This window comes from Paenibacillus sp. A3 (assembly GCF_001399685.1).
In the GTDB taxonomy this organism is placed as follows: domain Bacteria; phylum Bacillota; class Bacilli; order Paenibacillales; family NBRC-103111; genus Paenibacillus_G.
Window position 1 is genome coordinate 26591 of the sequence record NZ_JTHN01000189.1, and the last position, 15768, is coordinate 42358.

Sequence of the window (15768 nt, forward strand, 5' to 3'; positions counted from 1 at the left end):
TGGAAAGAGATTGCTGCGTATCTGGTTAATTATAAAAAAGAGGGAGGTTTCTTTATGGAAAATCTGATGCCGATCCCCCAGCCCAAAACGTATGGCGTTCTAGGGAATATCCCCTTGATCGATAAGGATTCGCCTACTTTATCTTTTTGTAAACTTGCTGACGAGTACGGTCCTATTTTCCGTTTTGAGGCATTGGGAAGATCTGTTTATATCATCTCCGGACCCGACTTGGTGGCCGATGTATGTGACGAATCGCGTTTTGACAAAGCGATAGGTCATTTGCTGAAGGTACGCGATTTTGCCGGAGACGGACTGTTCACAAGTCTTACGGAAGAGCCGAATTGGAAAAAGGCGCATGCGATTCTGATGCCTTCCTTTAGCCTTCAAGCGATGAAGGGGTATCATGACATGATGGTGGATATCGCTGTGCAGCTTGTCCAAAAATGGGCGCGCCTTAATCCGGACGAAAGCATCGACGTTCCAGACGATATGACGCGGCTCACCCTGGACACCATTGGCTTGTGCGGATTTAACTATCGTTTCAACAGCTACTACAGAGAAACGCCAAATCCTTTTATTGTCAGTATGGTTCGTTCGCTGGATGAAGCGATGCATTACGGCAACAGGCTGCCGATTCAAAACATGCTGATGGTGAAAACCAAACGCCAGTACGAGCAAGATATTCAATCGATGTTCTCCTTGGTTGATAAAATCATCGCCGAGCGCAAAGCAAAAGGGGACCAGGGAGAAACCGATTTGCTTGCCCGAATGCTGACCGCCAAAGATCCCGAGACCGGTCAACAGCTGGATGATCAAAATATTCGATACCAAATAATCACGTTCCTGATCGCCGGTCATGAAACCACAAGCGGACTATTGTCATTTACGATTTACTTTTTATTAAAGCATCCGGAAGTATTAAAAAAGGCTTACGCCGAAGTGGACGAAGTGCTAACAGACGCAACGCCAACGTACGAACAAGTTCTGAAGCTGAAATATATCCGAATGATTTTAAACGAGTCTTTGCGTCTATGGCCGACCGCTCCCCAATTTAGCCTGTTCGCCAAGGAAGATACCGTCATTGGAGGAAAGTATCCCATTAAGAAAGGGGAAGCCGTTTCGATTGTTTTGCCCAAGCTTCACCGGGATAAAGGGGTATGGGGGGACGATGCGGAGCAATTCCGGCCGGAACGGTTTGAAGACCCTGCCCAAGTACCGAACCATGCCTATAAACCGTTCGGGAACGGGCAACGAGCCTGTATCGGCATGCAGTTTGCGCTTCACGAAGCGACTTTAGTGCTCGGGATGATCCTTCAGCAATTCGAATTGCTCGATCATTTGAACTACCAGTTGAAAGTCAAACAAACGCTGACGCTGAAGCCGGACGACTTCAAGATCCGTGTTCAATTGCGAGACAGGAAAATAACCGCTGCGTATACCGCCAAACCGGGAGAAGACCTTGCCCAAGCTCCCAACCCTGAAAAACAAGCGCAGCAAGCTTCCGTCCTCGGAGTGAACAACAGGCCGCTGCTTGTACTTTACGGCTCCAATATGGGAACTGCGGAACGCATCGCCAAAGAACTGGCGGACCTCGCCCGTTTGCACGGTATTCGAAGCGAAGCGGCGGCACTGAACGATCGGTTGGGCCATTTGCCGAAGGAAGGCGCTTTAATCATCGTCACCTCTTCCTATAACGGGAAACCGCCGGGCAATGCGCGACAGTTCGTTCAATGGCTGGAGCAGGTCGAACCGGGCGAGCTTAGCGGGGTGCACTATTCCGTATTTGGCTGCGGGGACCACAACTGGGCCTCGACGTATCAAGAGGTGCCGAGATTCATTGACGAACAGCTCGCCGCAAAAGGAGCGACAAGGTTCTCCCTTCGCGGAGAGGCTGATGCGAGCGGCGACTTCGAAAAGCAGTTTGAAGCATGGAAAAGTCAAATGTGGACCGATGCAATGAAGACGTTCGATTTAAAACTAAACGAAAATGCGGAAAAAGAACGGAGCACTTTAAATATTCAGTATGTCAGCGGCTTTGCCGAGACGCCTCTCGCTCAATCGTACGATGCGGTTCACGCGACAATCGCGGAAAACCGCGAACTTCAGCAGCCTGGCAGCGGACGCAGCACGCGGCATATCGAGATCGAATTGCCGGAGGAGGTTACGTATCAAGAGGGAGATCACCTTGGAGTCTTTCCTAGCAACAGAAAAGAGAACGTCAGCCGCATTCTGCGACGCTTTGGCTTGAGTGAGAAAGAGCAAGTGATTTTGACGGCAAGCGGAGTCAGCGCGTCCCATCTGCCTTTAGACCGGCCTGTATCGCTCTCGGACCTGCTTAGCCATAATGTGGAGCTGCAGGAGGCTGCAACACGAGCCCAGATCCGCGAGGTTGCCGCTTTTACGGTTTGTCCTCCGCATAAGCGCGAATTGGAAGCTTTGTTAGAAGAGGGGACCTACGAAGAGCAGATATTGAAGAAACGGATCACGATGCTTGACCTTGTTGAAAAATACGAAGCCTGCGAAATTCCGTTCGCGAAGTTTTTGGAGCTGTTGCCTCCGTTAAAACCAAGATATTATTCGATATCCAGTTCCCCGCGGATGAACGCAGGCCGGGCCAGCATTACGGTAGGGGTCGTCCGCAGTCCGGCTTGGAGCGGACAAGGAGAATATGTCGGAGTCGCCTCGAATTATTTGGCGGAGCGTCCATCGGGAGTGGACATCGTCATGTTCGTTCGTACACCGGAATCCGGCTTCCAGCTTCCGGAAGATCCGCAGACTCCCGTGATTATGGTAGGGCCGGGGACGGGGGTAGCGCCATTCCGCGGTTTCCTGCAGGCACGAGCGCAGATGAAGCGGGAAGGACAGTCGCTGGGCGAAGCCCATCTTTATTTCGGCTGCAGAAACGAAGCGGATTATATTTACCGCGAAGAGCTGGAACAATACGAAAGAGACGGCGTGGTTACGCTTCATACGGCTTTTTCCCGCATGGAAGACGTACCCAAAACGTACGTACAGCATTTGATGGCGAAGAATGCAGCGGAGTTAATCCGCGTTCTTGACGCTGGCGGGCGGCTTTACGTGTGTGGAGACGGCAGCAAAATGGCGCCCGATGTCGAAAACGAGCTGCAGAAAGCTTATCAGGCCGTCCACGGGGTCGATAAGCAAGATGCAGAACAATGGTTGGAACAACTTCAGTCGAACGGCAGCTATGCCAAAGATGTCTGGGCAGGGATATAAATCTTACGAAAAAAGTCGCATATTGCGGCTTTTTTTTTCAATTCCAGGATGCGCTAAACTTGTCCAAATACCGCTTTATTCAATATAATAGGGTGAGGATAAAAAATAAGAAAGAGAAAGCGGGTACCAGTATGGGACGTAAGTGGAATAATATTAAAGAGAAAAAAGCATCGAAGGACGCCAGCACAAGTCGAATCTATGCGAAGTTCGGAGTTGAGATTTATGTCGCGGCGAAGAAGGGCGAACCTGATCCGGAATCCAATCAAGCTTTAAAATTCGTGCTCGAACGAGCCAAAACATACAACGTACCGAAAGCCATCATCGACCGTGCGTTAGAGAAGGCGAAAGGAAATTCGGAAGAGAATTATACGGAACTCCGTTACGAGGGATTCGGTCCGAACGGCGCCATGATCATCGTCGACACGCTCACCAATAACGTAAACCGTACTGCCGCGGACGTACGCTCGGCTTTCAATAAAAGCGGCGGAAGCATGGGAGTCAGCGGCTCTGTAACTTATATGTTCAGTCCGACGGCCGTCTTTGGGGTCGAAGGGAAGACATCCGATGAAGTTTTGGAGCTATTGATGGAGGCAGATGTAGACGTTCGGGATATTGCAGAGGAAGAGGATTCGGTTATCGTTTATGCCGAGCCTGATCAGTTTCATGCCGTACAATCTGCGTTCAAGCAGGCGGGCATTACGGAATTTATCGTTGCAGAACAGACGATGCTGGCGCAAAATTATGTGACTCTTTCGGGAGACGCTCTGGTACAGTTCGAGAAATTGGTCGATACTCTCGAAGATCTGGAGGATGTTCAACAAGTTTATCACAATGTAGATTTACCTGAAGAATAAGCTTTGCATGCATTTCTTTCATTGTAGGAATAGGATCTCATTAAAGACCGCGTAATTTGCGGTCTTTTTGTTGTTGGAATAAAGTTGCTCGTCCAGTCAGCGTGATTCCATATGTTGCCTCCGCATTTGGATTTGTAGTACGATCATAGGGGAACCAGCTAATGGAAAAAATAGCAGCTCATACTTCAAGAGAACAGGAGTGTTATTGCATGCTGACGCCACTGAAGGATAAGACGGTCGTTGTGACCGGAGCCAGCAAAGGAATCGGCAAAGGAATTGCCAGAACCTTCGCCGCGAAGGGGGCGAAGGTCGCCGTTGTCGCACGCAGTCTGACGAATGCGGAGGAAACGGTGGCGGAAATCCGGGAGAACGGAGGCGTTGCTCATGCCTTCGAAGGCAATGTCGCCGATTTGGAGTCGATGAAGCGCGTGGCCGATGAGACGGCCGGTATGTTCGGAGGGATCGACGTGCTGTGCGCCAATGCGGGTATTTTTCCGAATGCGCCGATTGAGGAGATGACCGGCGAGCAGTGGGATCAAGTGATGAGCACGAATGCACGCGGGACGCTGTTTTCTCTTCAGGCCTGCCTGCCTTTCCTGAAGAAAGCGGACTACGGCCGCATCATCGTTACCTCTTCCATTACGGGGCCGGTTACCGGCTATGCCGGATGGTCGCACTACGGCGCAAGCAAAGCGGCGCAGCTTGGATTCATGCGCAGTGCGGCGCTCGAGCTTGCGCGTTACAACATTACGATTAACGCCGTCATGCCCGGCAACATTATAACGGAAGGGCTGGAAGGCCTTGGAGATAATTATTTGCAGGCGATGACGGCCTCCATTCCGCTCAAGCGGCTCGGAAGCGTCGAAGATATCGCTTACGCCGCTATCTTTTTGGCTTCGAAGGAGGCCGGTTATATTACGGGCCAAACGATCGTCGTCGATGGCGGGCAGATTATTCCGGAAAGTCTCGAAGCGATGGGCTGAACTCATGTATGTCACGACCGTTTATCGGTATTCCACCGGGAAACGGTCGTTTTATTTTTTGCCGTTGACTTTGCCCTTAGGGTAAGCTGTACAGTGAAAGGGAACAAAGTCCGCATCAAAATAGGAATGGAGGTGACCTTTTGCTATCGATTGGAGAATTCTCGAAGATCTGCGAAGTCTCGACAAAGACGCTTCGGTATTATGAGGAAGTCGGATTAATTCATCCCGATGAGATTAATCTTGAAACCGGCTATCGGTATTATTCCATCAAGCAGCTAAAAAAGATGCTTTTTATCAACCGCTTGAAATCTTATCATTTTTCTCTGGAAGAAATCAGAGCCATCCTGGAATTGGAAGAGGATCAATCCGAAGAGAAGCTTTGTTCTGCCCTTCATCGCAAGAGAAGGGAAATACAGGAGAAGCTGCATGCTCTAGAATATACCCTAAACCAAATGAGCAATGACATTTTAAGCTTAGAGAAGGGCATCCCCATGATGTCATACCTTGACAAAATCGAAGTACAGCTTGTTGAAACCCAGCCCATGAATATCCTTTATATGCGTGAGATGTTGAGCAGTGATGACTATGCTGCAGGATATGGAAAGTATTTTGGCAGGCTCTATGAAAAGATTGCTAAGGAAAAACTCACCATGCTCGGTACGCCAATGACGATATATCACAGCGCTGAATACAATCCTGCCGGCAATGATACCGAGTTTGCCATCCCGATCAAGGAGCCTGTAAAAGGAACGAGAGATTTGCCCGGAGGCCTCTGTGCGAAGTCTGTGTTAAAGGGTTCCTATTCGGAATTGACATCGGTATACGCCAAGCTGAGGGAATGGGTGGAAAACGAAGGATATGCCTCGGTGAAATCCCCATATGAAGTGTATGTAACCGACCCCAATCAAACCGCCGGTCCTGAGGAGATGGTGACCGAGGTATATTTTCCCATAAAGAAAAAATAGAGAGGTGTCTATCATGCAAAAAAACTATTGGCCAACGACACAATGGCAAGCCTCAGACCCGGCCACCTTGCGCATGGATTCTGAAAAGCTTTCAGCGCTCGAACCAACGATAAAATCCGAGTACAGCAATATCAACGGTATTGTTGTTGTGAGGAATGGATACATTGCTTATGAAAGCTATTATAACGGCTATGGCCCGGACGATTCGCACCATGTTGCGTCTGTAACGAAAAGCATACTATCCGCCCTCATAGGTATTGCCATCGATGCAGGATATATTAAGAGTGTAGATCAGAAGGTGCTGGATTTTTTCCCCGAATATGTTCCTGATGCTGCTGACAGGCAGAAACGCGAAATCACCATACGACATCTTCTCACGATGACGGCTCCTTACCCATTTGAGGACTGGCACGAACCGCTGGACAAGATGTGTATGCAGCCCGACTGGGTAAAATATACACTGGATATGCTGGGCCAACAAGGAAGTATCGGGGCTTTTAAGTATTCTACCGCAGGGGCGCATCTGCTTTCAGCCATCCTGACTCGCAGCACGGGAACGAGTGCCCGCGAGTTTGCCAACGAACGTTTATTTAAACCGATCGGCATGAAAGAAATCCCGGATTACGAAATGAAATCATTCGGGTTTGAGGATTTATTCGGGAAAAATGTGAAAGGGTGGGTTAACGACCCGAACGGCAACTCCACAGGAGGATGGGGACTTACGTTAACTCCCCGTGATATGGCACGTTTCGGCTTCGTATATCTGAACCGCGGCCATTGGGACAATCATCAGATTGTTTCCGAGGCCTGGATTGACGAATCGACAGCGATGACCCCCCATAACTACGGTTATCTATGGTGGTTACGCGAAGAAGACGGAGTTTTCGCAACCTTGGCGCTAGGCGATGGCGGTAACGTCATTTGCTGCATTCCGGAAAAAGACCTGGTCGTAGCCATGGCATCGGAATTCATCATTCATCCTCGTGACAGATGGACACTGATTAAGGAATGGATTATCCCGGCTGTCATAGACTAAAAAGCCTTCCCCTTGGAACCGAATAGGAGAGCAACATTTCAAATGATGTGTTGTGATATAACTATACTTGAATTCGGACAAGGAGATGAAGACATGAATAAGTTGGAAGGCAAAGTCGCTTTAGTCACCGGGGCGAGCAGGGGAATTGGCCGCAGCATCGCATTGCGTCTGGCGCAGGAGGGAGCTTTTGTCGCCGTACATTATGGAAAAAGACGAAGTGAAGCGGAGGCCGTCGTACAGCAGATCGAACAAAGCGGAGGGCGCGCTTGCGCGATTGGCGCTGACCTGAACACGCTCGATGGCGTTCATGATTTATTCGCGGCACTGGATGATGCCCTTAAGAAACATACGGGCGGCAGCGAATTCGATATTCTTGTCAACAATGCCGGAATCGGTCAAATTGTCAGCCTGGATGAGACAACGGAGCAATCTTTTGACGAGGTGATGAAAATCAACGTCAAAGCGCCGCTTTTCGTCACCCAGCAAGCTTTGCCGCGTCTGAAGGACGGGGGAAGCATTATTAATATTTCCTCCTTTGTGACGCGGGTAGCCTCCCCAAGCGTGTTCACCTACAGCATGTCTAAAGGAGCCATCGACACCTTCACCCGCCTTCTGGCCAAAGAGCTTGGAAGCCGTAATATTACGGTTAACGCCATTCAGCCCGGGATCATTAATACAGAGATGAATGCCGGGACGCTGCAAAATCCCGATGGGCAGCGATATGCAGCGGGACTTTCAACCTTCAACCGATGGGGAGAACCTGAGGATGTGGCGGATGTTGCCGCCTTTCTCGCTTCGACGGACAGCCGCTGGGTAACCGGTCAATTGCTCGATGTAAGTGGCGGATCTCACCTGTAAAATCTCAGCTGATGATGAAAAAAATCACCAATCCTTTTATGGATTTGGTGATTTTTTAATTTTACCCTTCAAGTCCTTATTTGGGATGAGTTGAACCCTTTGACGATCAGCCAAAGCGGCATAATGATCTCGAAAAGGGCTCCCGGAGCATACAGTACCATTCCATTGTGACCCATAAGTTCTACGATGGCGCTGGCTGACAACGATGCGTATCCAATGAGGCCTAAGACGGATAGGAATCGCGGAATGAGTTTTGTCCGATACAGCAAAGTACAGAACCAAAGGCTGTACAGACCAAGTACAATCATCGCGAGTTGAAAAGCCAAAAAACTGCCTTCTGCCGCCAACGCTCCAATGGTGTGAAAATAGGAATGAGCCGGGGCTCCTGCCTGGATATATTCTTGGCTTAATCTGATCCGCAATAACGGGCCGATGGTCCCAACGATAAGGAGCATAGCTTCGATCACCCGAAAAGCAACGTAGCCTAAGGCGATTTTTTCATTATGCTGCTTTAAGATCGGGAACAATACGATCGCGATTCCGACAACAGCGACGGAATTTATGAGCTCAAGCAATACTCCCCAGATGACTTGGTCTTTCTTTGAATAAACATCTTTGAGATCATCCGGAGCGCTCATGATAGATTCAATCAGTGCATTTCCTGAAATATACGCCGCCGTTGCAATTAAAAATAATACGCCAACAATGACTGCAGACCTTCGATTCGCATCCATGTTTCCCTCCTCCGTAGTTTACAGCCTGCATATGGCCGAATTGGGTGATTCACGCTCATTCACGTGCATTATATCCGCAATACGTCTCGCCGTCATAGATACTAAAGTATGGATTAAAGGATCGTTTTGGGGAAAAATAAGTAAATTGTCGTATTTAGTTTGTATAGGACCTATAGTAGGATATATGGACTGTGAAACAAACTATAATATGTCGCTTCAGGAAATCCGGTGTTTTTCTCCATCAAGTTGCCCGCTCGCGATCGTTGGAACAAGTCGATTTCGAGTTCATTCGCGTAAGAATCGCAGGGGTAGAGGCCTATACCATATGGCGAGGGATTTCTTGATCTCGAGCTGGGCCTCGATCCCGAAGGGGAGGGCAAGGCACCGTTGATTGCCGATCCGGAGTTCACGTTCTGGGGCGGGTTGGACTGGTCCATCTTGTTTGCCGAGGGGAGTTTGGATATCTGTGAGCCTTACGGCGTGCTGGTGAATTTCCACGATGTGCGAATTGTCGGATTCGACAATCTTTCCAGCGCCGAAGAGGTCTGATTCCAGAGGGCCGTATGTCGGGAATATCTGATACGGTTGATAAGATCGATGAGCGACGAGATTTCACGAATCATATCATTTGGGTGATAGACTATTTATTGGCGATATCCAACGCAATCATTTTTGATGAAAGTCAAAAAACGATAATTCGTTAAAGGGCAACGAGCAGAGTCTTTAACATGGATCGAATCGAATAGGAGAGGAGGGGTGGCAGTGCAACTTTCTGATTCCACCTATTCCGAAATTACCGCTCTGTCTAAACAAGGCGATGATTTGGTGAAGGCGGGCGATCTTGAGGCGGGCAAGCATAAGTATGTTGCGGCTCTCCGCTTATTGCCGGAAAACCATCAAGAATGGGAGGCCGCTGCGTGGTTGTACGTGGCTATTGGGGATGTTCATTTTCGAATGAAGAATTACGACAAGGCATTCAAATGCTTTTTTAATGCGGTACAGTGTCCGAAGGGGTTGGGTAACCCCTATATTCATCTTCGGCTAGGGCAGTTGTACTATGAACAGGAAAACCTAGAGAAGGCAGCAGACGAGCTAACCCGGGCTTACATGGGTGGCGGTATTGCCATTTTATGGAAGATGACCCGAAGTATCTTGAATTTTTTGAGACAAAAATAGAAATTTAAAATTTCAGTAACATTATTTCGTGAATTGCCACGTAAATCGCGGCTTTTTTGTTTTATGGGATAATGTTGTTGTCATGAGCAAAAGGCAAGAACTTTATCCCATTGCCGACAAAGGGTTCTTGACAGGCCTTAATATTATGGCTATCATGGACACATTAAGTCTGTAATTGGGGTGGGGAATATGAAATTCGAAAGCGACCGTCACCGGAATTCAGAAGTATTTGATGAAAACCAAGATTTTGTCGCTAAGCCGGGGGGCGGGGTCTTGACCTTGCTGCAGCCCCGACCCGGAGAGCGAATCCTGGACGTGGGCTGCGGGAATGGGAACTTGACGGCCGAGATCGCAGCCGCCGGAGCGATACCTACAGGTATCGATCTGTCGGAGGAGATGGTTAGGCAGGCAAGACAGAAATACCCTGAACTGAATTTTCAGGTAGAAAATGTTTGTCATTACCGCACAGATGTCCGCTTTGACGCTGTGTTCTCCAATGCAGCGTTGCATTGGATCAAGGATGCTCCTGCCGTTGTCAACTCCATATGGCTGGCCCTGCGGGATGGCGGCCGATTCGTTGCCGAATTCGCCGGCAGCGGCAATGTCGCCCTGCTAACCAACGCGATGGAGGAGGCGCTGGAGACACATGGTTATACATGGGCGGGTCGGAATCCGTGGTATTTTCCCACCATTGGCGAATATTCCAGCCTTCTAGAGCAGACGGGCTTCAGCGTCACGTTGGCTCAGCACTTCGACAAGCCAACTCCGCTGAAGGGAGAGACAGGGCTACGGAACTGGTTGGATAAGTTCGCCGATTATTTCTTCCCGGACGTCACCCCGGCAGACAAAACGTCGATCTACCGAACCATCGAGGCAAAGGTTAAGCCTCACGTTGACCGGGGAGGTCAATGGATGGCCGACACCCGCCGATTGCGCATCGTAGCCATCAAACCACCGGCGTAAGGGGATAAACAGTTTTGGCTTTTTCTTATCGCCTATGCCAAGGAAAAGGAGACATGCAGCTTGCTGAAATTGAATACCAATCATTTTCAAAGCCTCAATGAATACGTATATAACATACAATTGGCTATCCATGCCACGGCAGCAGCCACCTATATTATTAAAAACGATACTATTGTAAATGAGTGGTATTCAGGAAGACATGACTCTCCCGAAGATTCACAGCCGGTGAACCAAAAAAGTCAATTCAACGTGTTGAACGAGTAACCTTACTGGCCACGCCGAAGACGGTTCCGCTTCATTTGCCTCGCAACGGTTATATATGGTGGCTTCAAAGCGATACTCCTTTGAACCAAGTAGGTGAACGTTTGCCAGGTAGTTCTTATCAAATACTTGGCATAACGGGATGCGCATGCTTAGTTATTCCGGAGTATGATGCAGTCGTCGTACGAATGTATAACCAGTTAACCAATACCGGCGAATATAGTTATTTAAAAGATATAAGACAGTTCGGAAATTTGGTCTATGACCTTCTGATCTATGACCCGTAAGATGGACACTTTGACCATCTTACGGGTCATTTAGGTTTTAATGTCGAACTTAGATCCCGAGGATGCGCCAAACCTTGCCTATCCACCTTTCGGTTGATTCGTTTTTTCGAAACGATGGGATAAATTGAAGTGAAGAAAAGTAACGCAGCCGGATAAGGCTGCGTTTTTGCGTATGGATGGGATTGTTTCCAATCAGAAAGATTTGACATCGCGCTTCGCGGCACGGGAACATCGGCGGCACATGGAACGCTTTGACAAAGGCGTTGGCGTCGAAGCCAACCAACGGGCCCGAGTCGAGACCTTTTGCTTTCGCCGCAAGCATAGGCTGCATAGCGGCCAGCGAGGCGTTGCGAATCGCTTCGTCTCGCCGATAGGAGGAAGAATCGCCCGCGTAAGCTTCTTCGATCTGAGCGATCATCGCCGTATGGGAAATTTCCAGACAGGACCTAGTCCAGCAGTTCTTTGGCCCCGTTCATCACTAAGGGCATGGTCTGTTTAACGAATGATTCCGCAGATATTAGACGCCCTTCATTGTTCCAAACGTAAGCTGCTCCATACATACCCCAACTTAACATGATAGAAGCTGTATTTAGTAAGAATTGCGCGTTTGGATTCGAAAGCATCTTGTCTTTGTCTATAAAGGAAAGAAGTATCTTTTGAATTTTTTCCTTTATTTGAATTTCGAATACAGGTCCAAGCGAATTATACCGTCTTTTGCACATGGTGCTTAGATCCTTATGAAAATCGCATACACCCAGAAAAATACTCTGAATGGTTTCTTCATTTAATATTTTGTGACCGCTTATTCTACGATTTATGATTGTCATAAAAGATTCTGTGAGTCTGGACTCGAGAATTTCGAATTTATCTGCAAAATGCGCATAAAAAGTCGCTCTGTTTACAGTAGCCCGCTCTGCAATATCCCTTACGGTTATCGATTCAAAATCTTTTTCTTGAATTAATGAAGCGAAAGCGTCCTGAAGGAGTCGCCGTGTACGTATCACACGAGGATCAGCTTCATTCTTTTTCATTATCATGGTTAAGGACCTCCCAAATAAAACGACATTATAGAAATAGTGTTGTCTATGCAACGGTTTATGGATATTGATGGTTGCGTACCATTCGGTTGTTATTATAACATATCAATACAACAAGTGTTGTTCAAGCAACTACTGTTGTATTGATACAGAATGCTGAATGACGCATTTCCAAGAGGAGGAGAGAACCATGTCGGTTTCACAACCGTCGCAAACGATGGAGCAACAACTTTTTTTTGATGTTATTCGAGAACGCCGGTCGGTTCGTGGCTATGATCCCGAGGTTAAGATTTCGCGGGAGGAATTGACCGAAATAGTGCGGGAAGCCACGCTGGCTCCCTCGGCCGCTAACCTGCAGCCGTGGCGGTTCCTCGTTATCGACTCGCCGGAGCTGAAGCAGAAGCTGCTTCCGATCGCATTCAATCAACAGCAAGTGGTCGAGGCTTCGGCTGTCATCGCCGTTCTTGGAGACCTCGAGAACATCCGGATGGCCGAGAAAATTTACGGCCAGACTGTCGATGCGGGTTTCATGCCTGCGGATACGGCAAAATCATTTGTTGAGCGCTATACCGGTATGTATTCAAGCATGCCGCCCGAGGCTATCCGTCAAATCGTTTATACCGACGGCGGGCTAGTATCGATGCAACTTATGCTTGTCGCCCGCGCCAAAGGTTATGATACGGTACCGATGGCCGGTTATGACAAACAAAAGTTCACGGAAGCTTTCGGCATATCAGACCGGTATGTTCCGATTATGCTGATCGCCATCGGCAAGGCGGCGAAGCCCGGTCATCCGACGACGAGGCTGCCAATCGAGGATGTAGCTTTTTTTAACGAAATGCCTAACGAATAAGAACCTGTAAAAGACCTTCGCATCCGCATCAAGAGCGGCGAGCTAAGGTCTTTTACAGGTTCTACGCATTCTAATTCCAACAAGGCGTTCATTTACGAAATTCAAGCTCTTCCCATTGCCCCGACTTCCAGCGCCGCCAACTCATGAATAACAACGACAATGCAATTACCGTGAGGATCACCCCAAGCCATCGAAATCCCTCGAAGCTGAACTTACCTCCCATGACGATGCCTGTCAACAATGAAGAGAGAATGGTTCCCAAGTATCTTGATGTATTAAATAATCCGGATGCTACACCGATGATTTCTTTTGGAGAACTTTGGAACAAGGCCGCTTGCATTCCGACACTGTTCAACCCGTTACTAATTCCGAAAGCAGCTAAAGCCAAACACACACTGATCACCGGCGAAGTTTGATTCAATGTCACGATCCACACTGACCCCAATGTCATTAACATTGCGGATACGAGCAATGCCGGCCTGGGTCCTGATTTATCGATCCATCGTCCTGCCAATGGAGAAGCAACGAGCGAGCACAAGCCTAAACTTAACATAAGAATCCCTGTATGGAATTCGCTGACATGACGTACCATTTGCAGGTAGGACGGAAGCCCGAAAAAGAGTGCGTAGAAAAGAATGTTAACGAGCATGAATTGGATATTGACCCAAGTCATCGCAGGATATTTGGCGAATGTGCGCAAAGGAATAAAGGGTGACGTCGCTTTTAACTCATGTCGTACGAAAGCCCCCAGTATAACGAGGCCTATCAACCCGACAATGATATACCAAAATGATACGTGCCCAGATGATTTTGCCGACAGTAGTCCAACGAGCAGGGTAACCAGACCCACGGTGAAGAGCAGGATCCCTGACCCATCAATCAAATCAAACCATTTACGAAAGGACATGCTGCGAGCAGCAGATGTTGGCGTTTCGTCCTTAGGAATGGTCCTCCAAGCGAATAGAAAGCTCGCCGCCACGAACGGAATATTGACGAGAAAGATCGCGGGCCAATCCCACCAGTGAATCAAAACCCCGCCAATAAAGGGTCCAATGGCTGCCGCTCCAGATAGGAATATGGACAAAACAGACAGTGCCGTCGCTTGTTTCTCCGTAATATAAATTCGCACGATGGCCATTCCAACGGCAACCATCATGCTTGTTCCGATCGATTGCACAATGCGGAACACGAGGAGCCACCCAAAGTTTGGCGATAGCGGAGCTAATAATGATGCAATGAAAGCTACAACAAGCCCGGTAATAAATATCTTTCGGCGACCGAATAAATCGCTGGCCCTTCCCATCACAGGTTGAGCGATAGCACTCGCAATGTAAAATGAAAAAATAATCCAGGAGACACCTGTAAAGTCAAGTTGGTAAACATTTTGCAGCCTTGCAATAGCAACAGCAATCATCGAAGAATTCAATGGGTTCAGTAGTACCCCAAGCCCAACAGAAATCATCAACCACCAGCCGCGAACCCCCATTTTTGGCCCTCCTCAAAGTGTATTGATGTCATCGTACTTGAAATCGAACATTTATTCCAACGCATTTTATGCTATAATTTCATTGACTTGAAGGAATGAACGGAGGGTGCGTTATGGAGCTTCTTCAACTGCAATATTTTCTCGCGGTCGCTCGATTGGAGCATGTGACCGAAGCGGCACGAGCTCTGCATGTTACTCAATCGTCGCTAAGCAAAACGATTCAGCGCCTGGAGGAGGATCTGGGGGTCCCTCTATTTGATCGGACAGGGAGGAAGCTGCGGTTGAATGAATACGGAAGCAGATTTCTTCGTCGTGCGGAAAGGGCGTTGTTTGAATTGGAACAGGGGAAGCAGGAGATTAGCGACTTGTCCAGCCCGGAACATGGCACACTCGAATTGGCGGTGACCAACGCAAGCACGCTGCCCCAAATCCTGCGAGAGTTTCGGAAAAAGCATCCCCATATCCAATTTCATGTGCAAATGCTGACCACGCAAGAAATGATAACGCTTCTTCATCGTGGAGAGGTCGATTTCTGCTTGTCCTCACCCCCAATGCAAGGGGATGACATCGAATGCCAAATCGTGTTCGTCGACCCCATCCTTGTAGCTGTTCCGAAGGGGCATCGGCTGGCAGACCGAACCAGCGTATCCTTGGCAGAACTAAGGGACGAATGGTTTGTCGGTGTAAAGAGGGGTTACCTTACTCGCGATTTAATAGACTCCGTATGCCAATCGGCCGGATTTGCACCTAAATATGTGTATGAGGGAAATGAGCCTGCCAGGCTAAGCGCTCTTGTGGAGGCCGGAATTGGCATTGGCTTCATACCAAGCACGGCCATGAATCCGCGGGAACATATTCAATACCTCCGGGTAGAGGACCACGAATTAGTACGGGAGATTGCTTTATTATGGCACAAGAGTCGGTACATTTCGCGGGCCGCATTGGAATTCCGTGAAGTAGTTGTAGAATATTTTGGTGCACTATCCAAGCAGATCATTTAATCGTGCTGCACCAATAATATGCAGAGGAGAAGCGGTC

General features: G+C 48.5%; 14 protein-coding genes and 2 pseudogenes. 12 read left to right on the plus strand and 4 right to left on the minus strand.

Annotated elements, in window-relative coordinates; translation table 11 throughout:
- The first annotated feature begins 54 nt into the window (after nt 1-54).
- The 6 genes from QJ48_RS26265 (at nt 55) to QJ48_RS26290 (ending at nt 7933) form a co-directional block, all read left to right on the plus strand.
- Entirely contained in the window at nt 55-3237 is a 3183-nt protein-coding gene (locus QJ48_RS26265) for a bifunctional cytochrome P450/NADPH--P450 reductase (protein WP_054976359.1), read from the plus strand.
- Between the two features lie 131 nt (nt 3238-3368).
- Complete coding sequence (locus tag QJ48_RS26270; protein WP_054976360.1) at nt 3369-4091, plus strand: YebC/PmpR family DNA-binding transcriptional regulator; 723 nt, start codon at nt 3369-3371, stop codon at nt 4089-4091.
- 209 nt (nt 4092-4300) lie between these two features.
- Nucleotides 4301-5074 (plus strand): 3-oxoacyl-ACP reductase FabG, encoded by a 774-nt coding sequence (fabG, locus tag QJ48_RS26275; RefSeq protein WP_054976361.1) that lies wholly within the window; start codon nt 4301-4303, stop codon nt 5072-5074.
- 140 nt (nt 5075-5214) lie between these two features.
- Nucleotides 5215-6039 (plus strand): MerR family transcriptional regulator, encoded by an 825-nt coding sequence (locus QJ48_RS26280; protein ID WP_054976362.1) that lies wholly within the window; start codon nt 5215-5217, stop codon nt 6037-6039.
- A 13-nt stretch (nt 6040-6052) separates the two neighbouring features.
- Nucleotides 6053-7075, plus strand: a complete 1023-nt coding sequence (locus tag QJ48_RS26285; RefSeq protein WP_054976363.1) for a serine hydrolase — start codon at nt 6053-6055, stop codon at nt 7073-7075.
- Between the two features lie 93 nt (nt 7076-7168).
- A complete protein-coding gene (locus QJ48_RS26290; protein ID WP_054976364.1) occupies nt 7169-7933 on the plus strand; it encodes a glucose 1-dehydrogenase in 765 nt (254 codons plus the stop codon).
- A 68-nt stretch (nt 7934-8001) separates the two neighbouring features.
- Here QJ48_RS26290 and QJ48_RS26295 read toward each other — a convergent pair whose 3' ends face one another.
- Complete coding sequence (locus QJ48_RS26295) at nt 8002-8667, minus strand: DUF4386 domain-containing protein (protein ID WP_054976365.1); 666 nt, start codon at nt 8665-8667, stop codon at nt 8002-8004.
- Between the two features lie 387 nt (nt 8668-9054).
- Between QJ48_RS26295 and QJ48_RS37085 the strand changes: the two genes are divergently transcribed.
- The 4 genes and pseudogenes from QJ48_RS37085 to QJ48_RS38985 all read left to right on the plus strand — a co-directional run bounded on the left by QJ48_RS37085 (nt 9055) and on the right by QJ48_RS38985 (nt 11070).
- Nucleotides 9055-9216, plus strand: a complete 162-nt coding sequence (locus QJ48_RS37085; RefSeq protein ID WP_157261760.1) for a hypothetical protein — start codon at nt 9055-9057, stop codon at nt 9214-9216.
- Between the two features lie 213 nt (nt 9217-9429).
- Nucleotides 9430-9851: pseudogene (locus QJ48_RS26300) on the plus strand (tetratricopeptide repeat protein).
- A gap of 181 nt (nt 9852-10032) precedes the next feature.
- Nucleotides 10033-10806 carry a class I SAM-dependent methyltransferase gene (locus QJ48_RS26305; RefSeq protein WP_054976366.1) on the plus strand — a complete coding sequence of 258 codons (774 nt, stop codon included), beginning with the start codon at nt 10033-10035 and terminating at the stop codon, nt 10804-10806.
- 60 nt (nt 10807-10866) lie between these two features.
- On the plus strand, nt 10867-11070 hold the full coding sequence (locus tag QJ48_RS38985; RefSeq protein ID WP_054976367.1) for a hypothetical protein: 204 nt from the start codon (nt 10867-10869) through the stop codon (nt 11068-11070).
- A 516-nt stretch (nt 11071-11586) separates the two neighbouring features.
- On the opposite strand, the pseudogene QJ48_RS36280 reads toward QJ48_RS38985, so the two are convergent.
- Together QJ48_RS36280 and QJ48_RS26320 are read right to left on the minus strand one after the other, a co-directional pair.
- A pseudogene (locus QJ48_RS36280) lies at nt 11587-11766 on the minus strand (nitroreductase family protein); the annotation flags it as partial.
- Between the two features lie 34 nt (nt 11767-11800).
- On the minus strand, nt 11801-12391 hold the full coding sequence (locus QJ48_RS26320; protein WP_054976369.1) for a TetR/AcrR family transcriptional regulator: 591 nt from the start codon (nt 12389-12391) through the stop codon (nt 11801-11803).
- Nucleotides 12392-12581: 190 nt separating this feature from the next.
- Between QJ48_RS26320 and QJ48_RS26325 the strand changes: the two genes are divergently transcribed.
- Entirely contained in the window at nt 12582-13244 is a 663-nt protein-coding gene (locus QJ48_RS26325; RefSeq protein WP_054976370.1) for a nitroreductase family protein, read from the plus strand.
- 88 nt (nt 13245-13332) lie between these two features.
- Here the strand turns inward: QJ48_RS26325 and QJ48_RS26330 are convergent, their stop codons facing one another.
- Nucleotides 13333-14730 carry an MFS transporter gene (locus QJ48_RS26330; protein ID WP_054976371.1) on the minus strand — a complete coding sequence of 466 codons (1398 nt, stop codon included), beginning with the start codon at nt 14728-14730 and terminating at the stop codon, nt 13333-13335.
- A gap of 113 nt (nt 14731-14843) precedes the next feature.
- On the opposite strand from QJ48_RS26330, the gene QJ48_RS26335 reads away from it, so the two are divergent.
- On the plus strand, nt 14844-15731 hold the full coding sequence (locus QJ48_RS26335) for a LysR family transcriptional regulator (protein ID WP_054976372.1): 888 nt from the start codon (nt 14844-14846) through the stop codon (nt 15729-15731).
- Nucleotides 15732-15768 lie beyond the last annotated feature (37 nt).

Coding starts and splice junctions, on each gene's coding strand:
- QJ48_RS26325 (WP_054976370.1), top strand. CDS start 12,582: ATGTCGGTTTCACAACCGTCGCAAACGATGGAGCAACAACTTTTTTTT.
- QJ48_RS26265 (WP_054976359.1), top strand. CDS start 55: ATGGAAAATCTGATGCCGATCCCCCAGCCCAAAACGTATGGCGTTCTA.
- fabG (WP_054976361.1), top strand. CDS start 4,301: ATGCTGACGCCACTGAAGGATAAGACGGTCGTTGTGACCGGAGCCAGC.
- QJ48_RS26330 (WP_054976371.1), bottom strand. CDS start 14,730: ATGGGGGTTCGCGGCTGGTGGTTGATGATTTCTGTTGGGCTTGGGGTA.
- QJ48_RS26285 (WP_054976363.1), top strand. CDS start 6,053: ATGCAAAAAAACTATTGGCCAACGACACAATGGCAAGCCTCAGACCCG.
- QJ48_RS26305 (WP_054976366.1), top strand. CDS start 10,033: ATGAAATTCGAAAGCGACCGTCACCGGAATTCAGAAGTATTTGATGAA.
- QJ48_RS26335 (WP_054976372.1), top strand. CDS start 14,844: ATGGAGCTTCTTCAACTGCAATATTTTCTCGCGGTCGCTCGATTGGAG.
- QJ48_RS26320 (WP_054976369.1), bottom strand. CDS start 12,391: ATGATAATGAAAAAGAATGAAGCTGATCCTCGTGTGATACGTACACGG.
- QJ48_RS26295 (WP_054976365.1), bottom strand. CDS start 8,667: ATGGATGCGAATCGAAGGTCTGCAGTCATTGTTGGCGTATTATTTTTA.
- QJ48_RS26270 (WP_054976360.1), top strand. CDS start 3,369: ATGGGACGTAAGTGGAATAATATTAAAGAGAAAAAAGCATCGAAGGAC.
- QJ48_RS26290 (WP_054976364.1), top strand. CDS start 7,169: ATGAATAAGTTGGAAGGCAAAGTCGCTTTAGTCACCGGGGCGAGCAGG.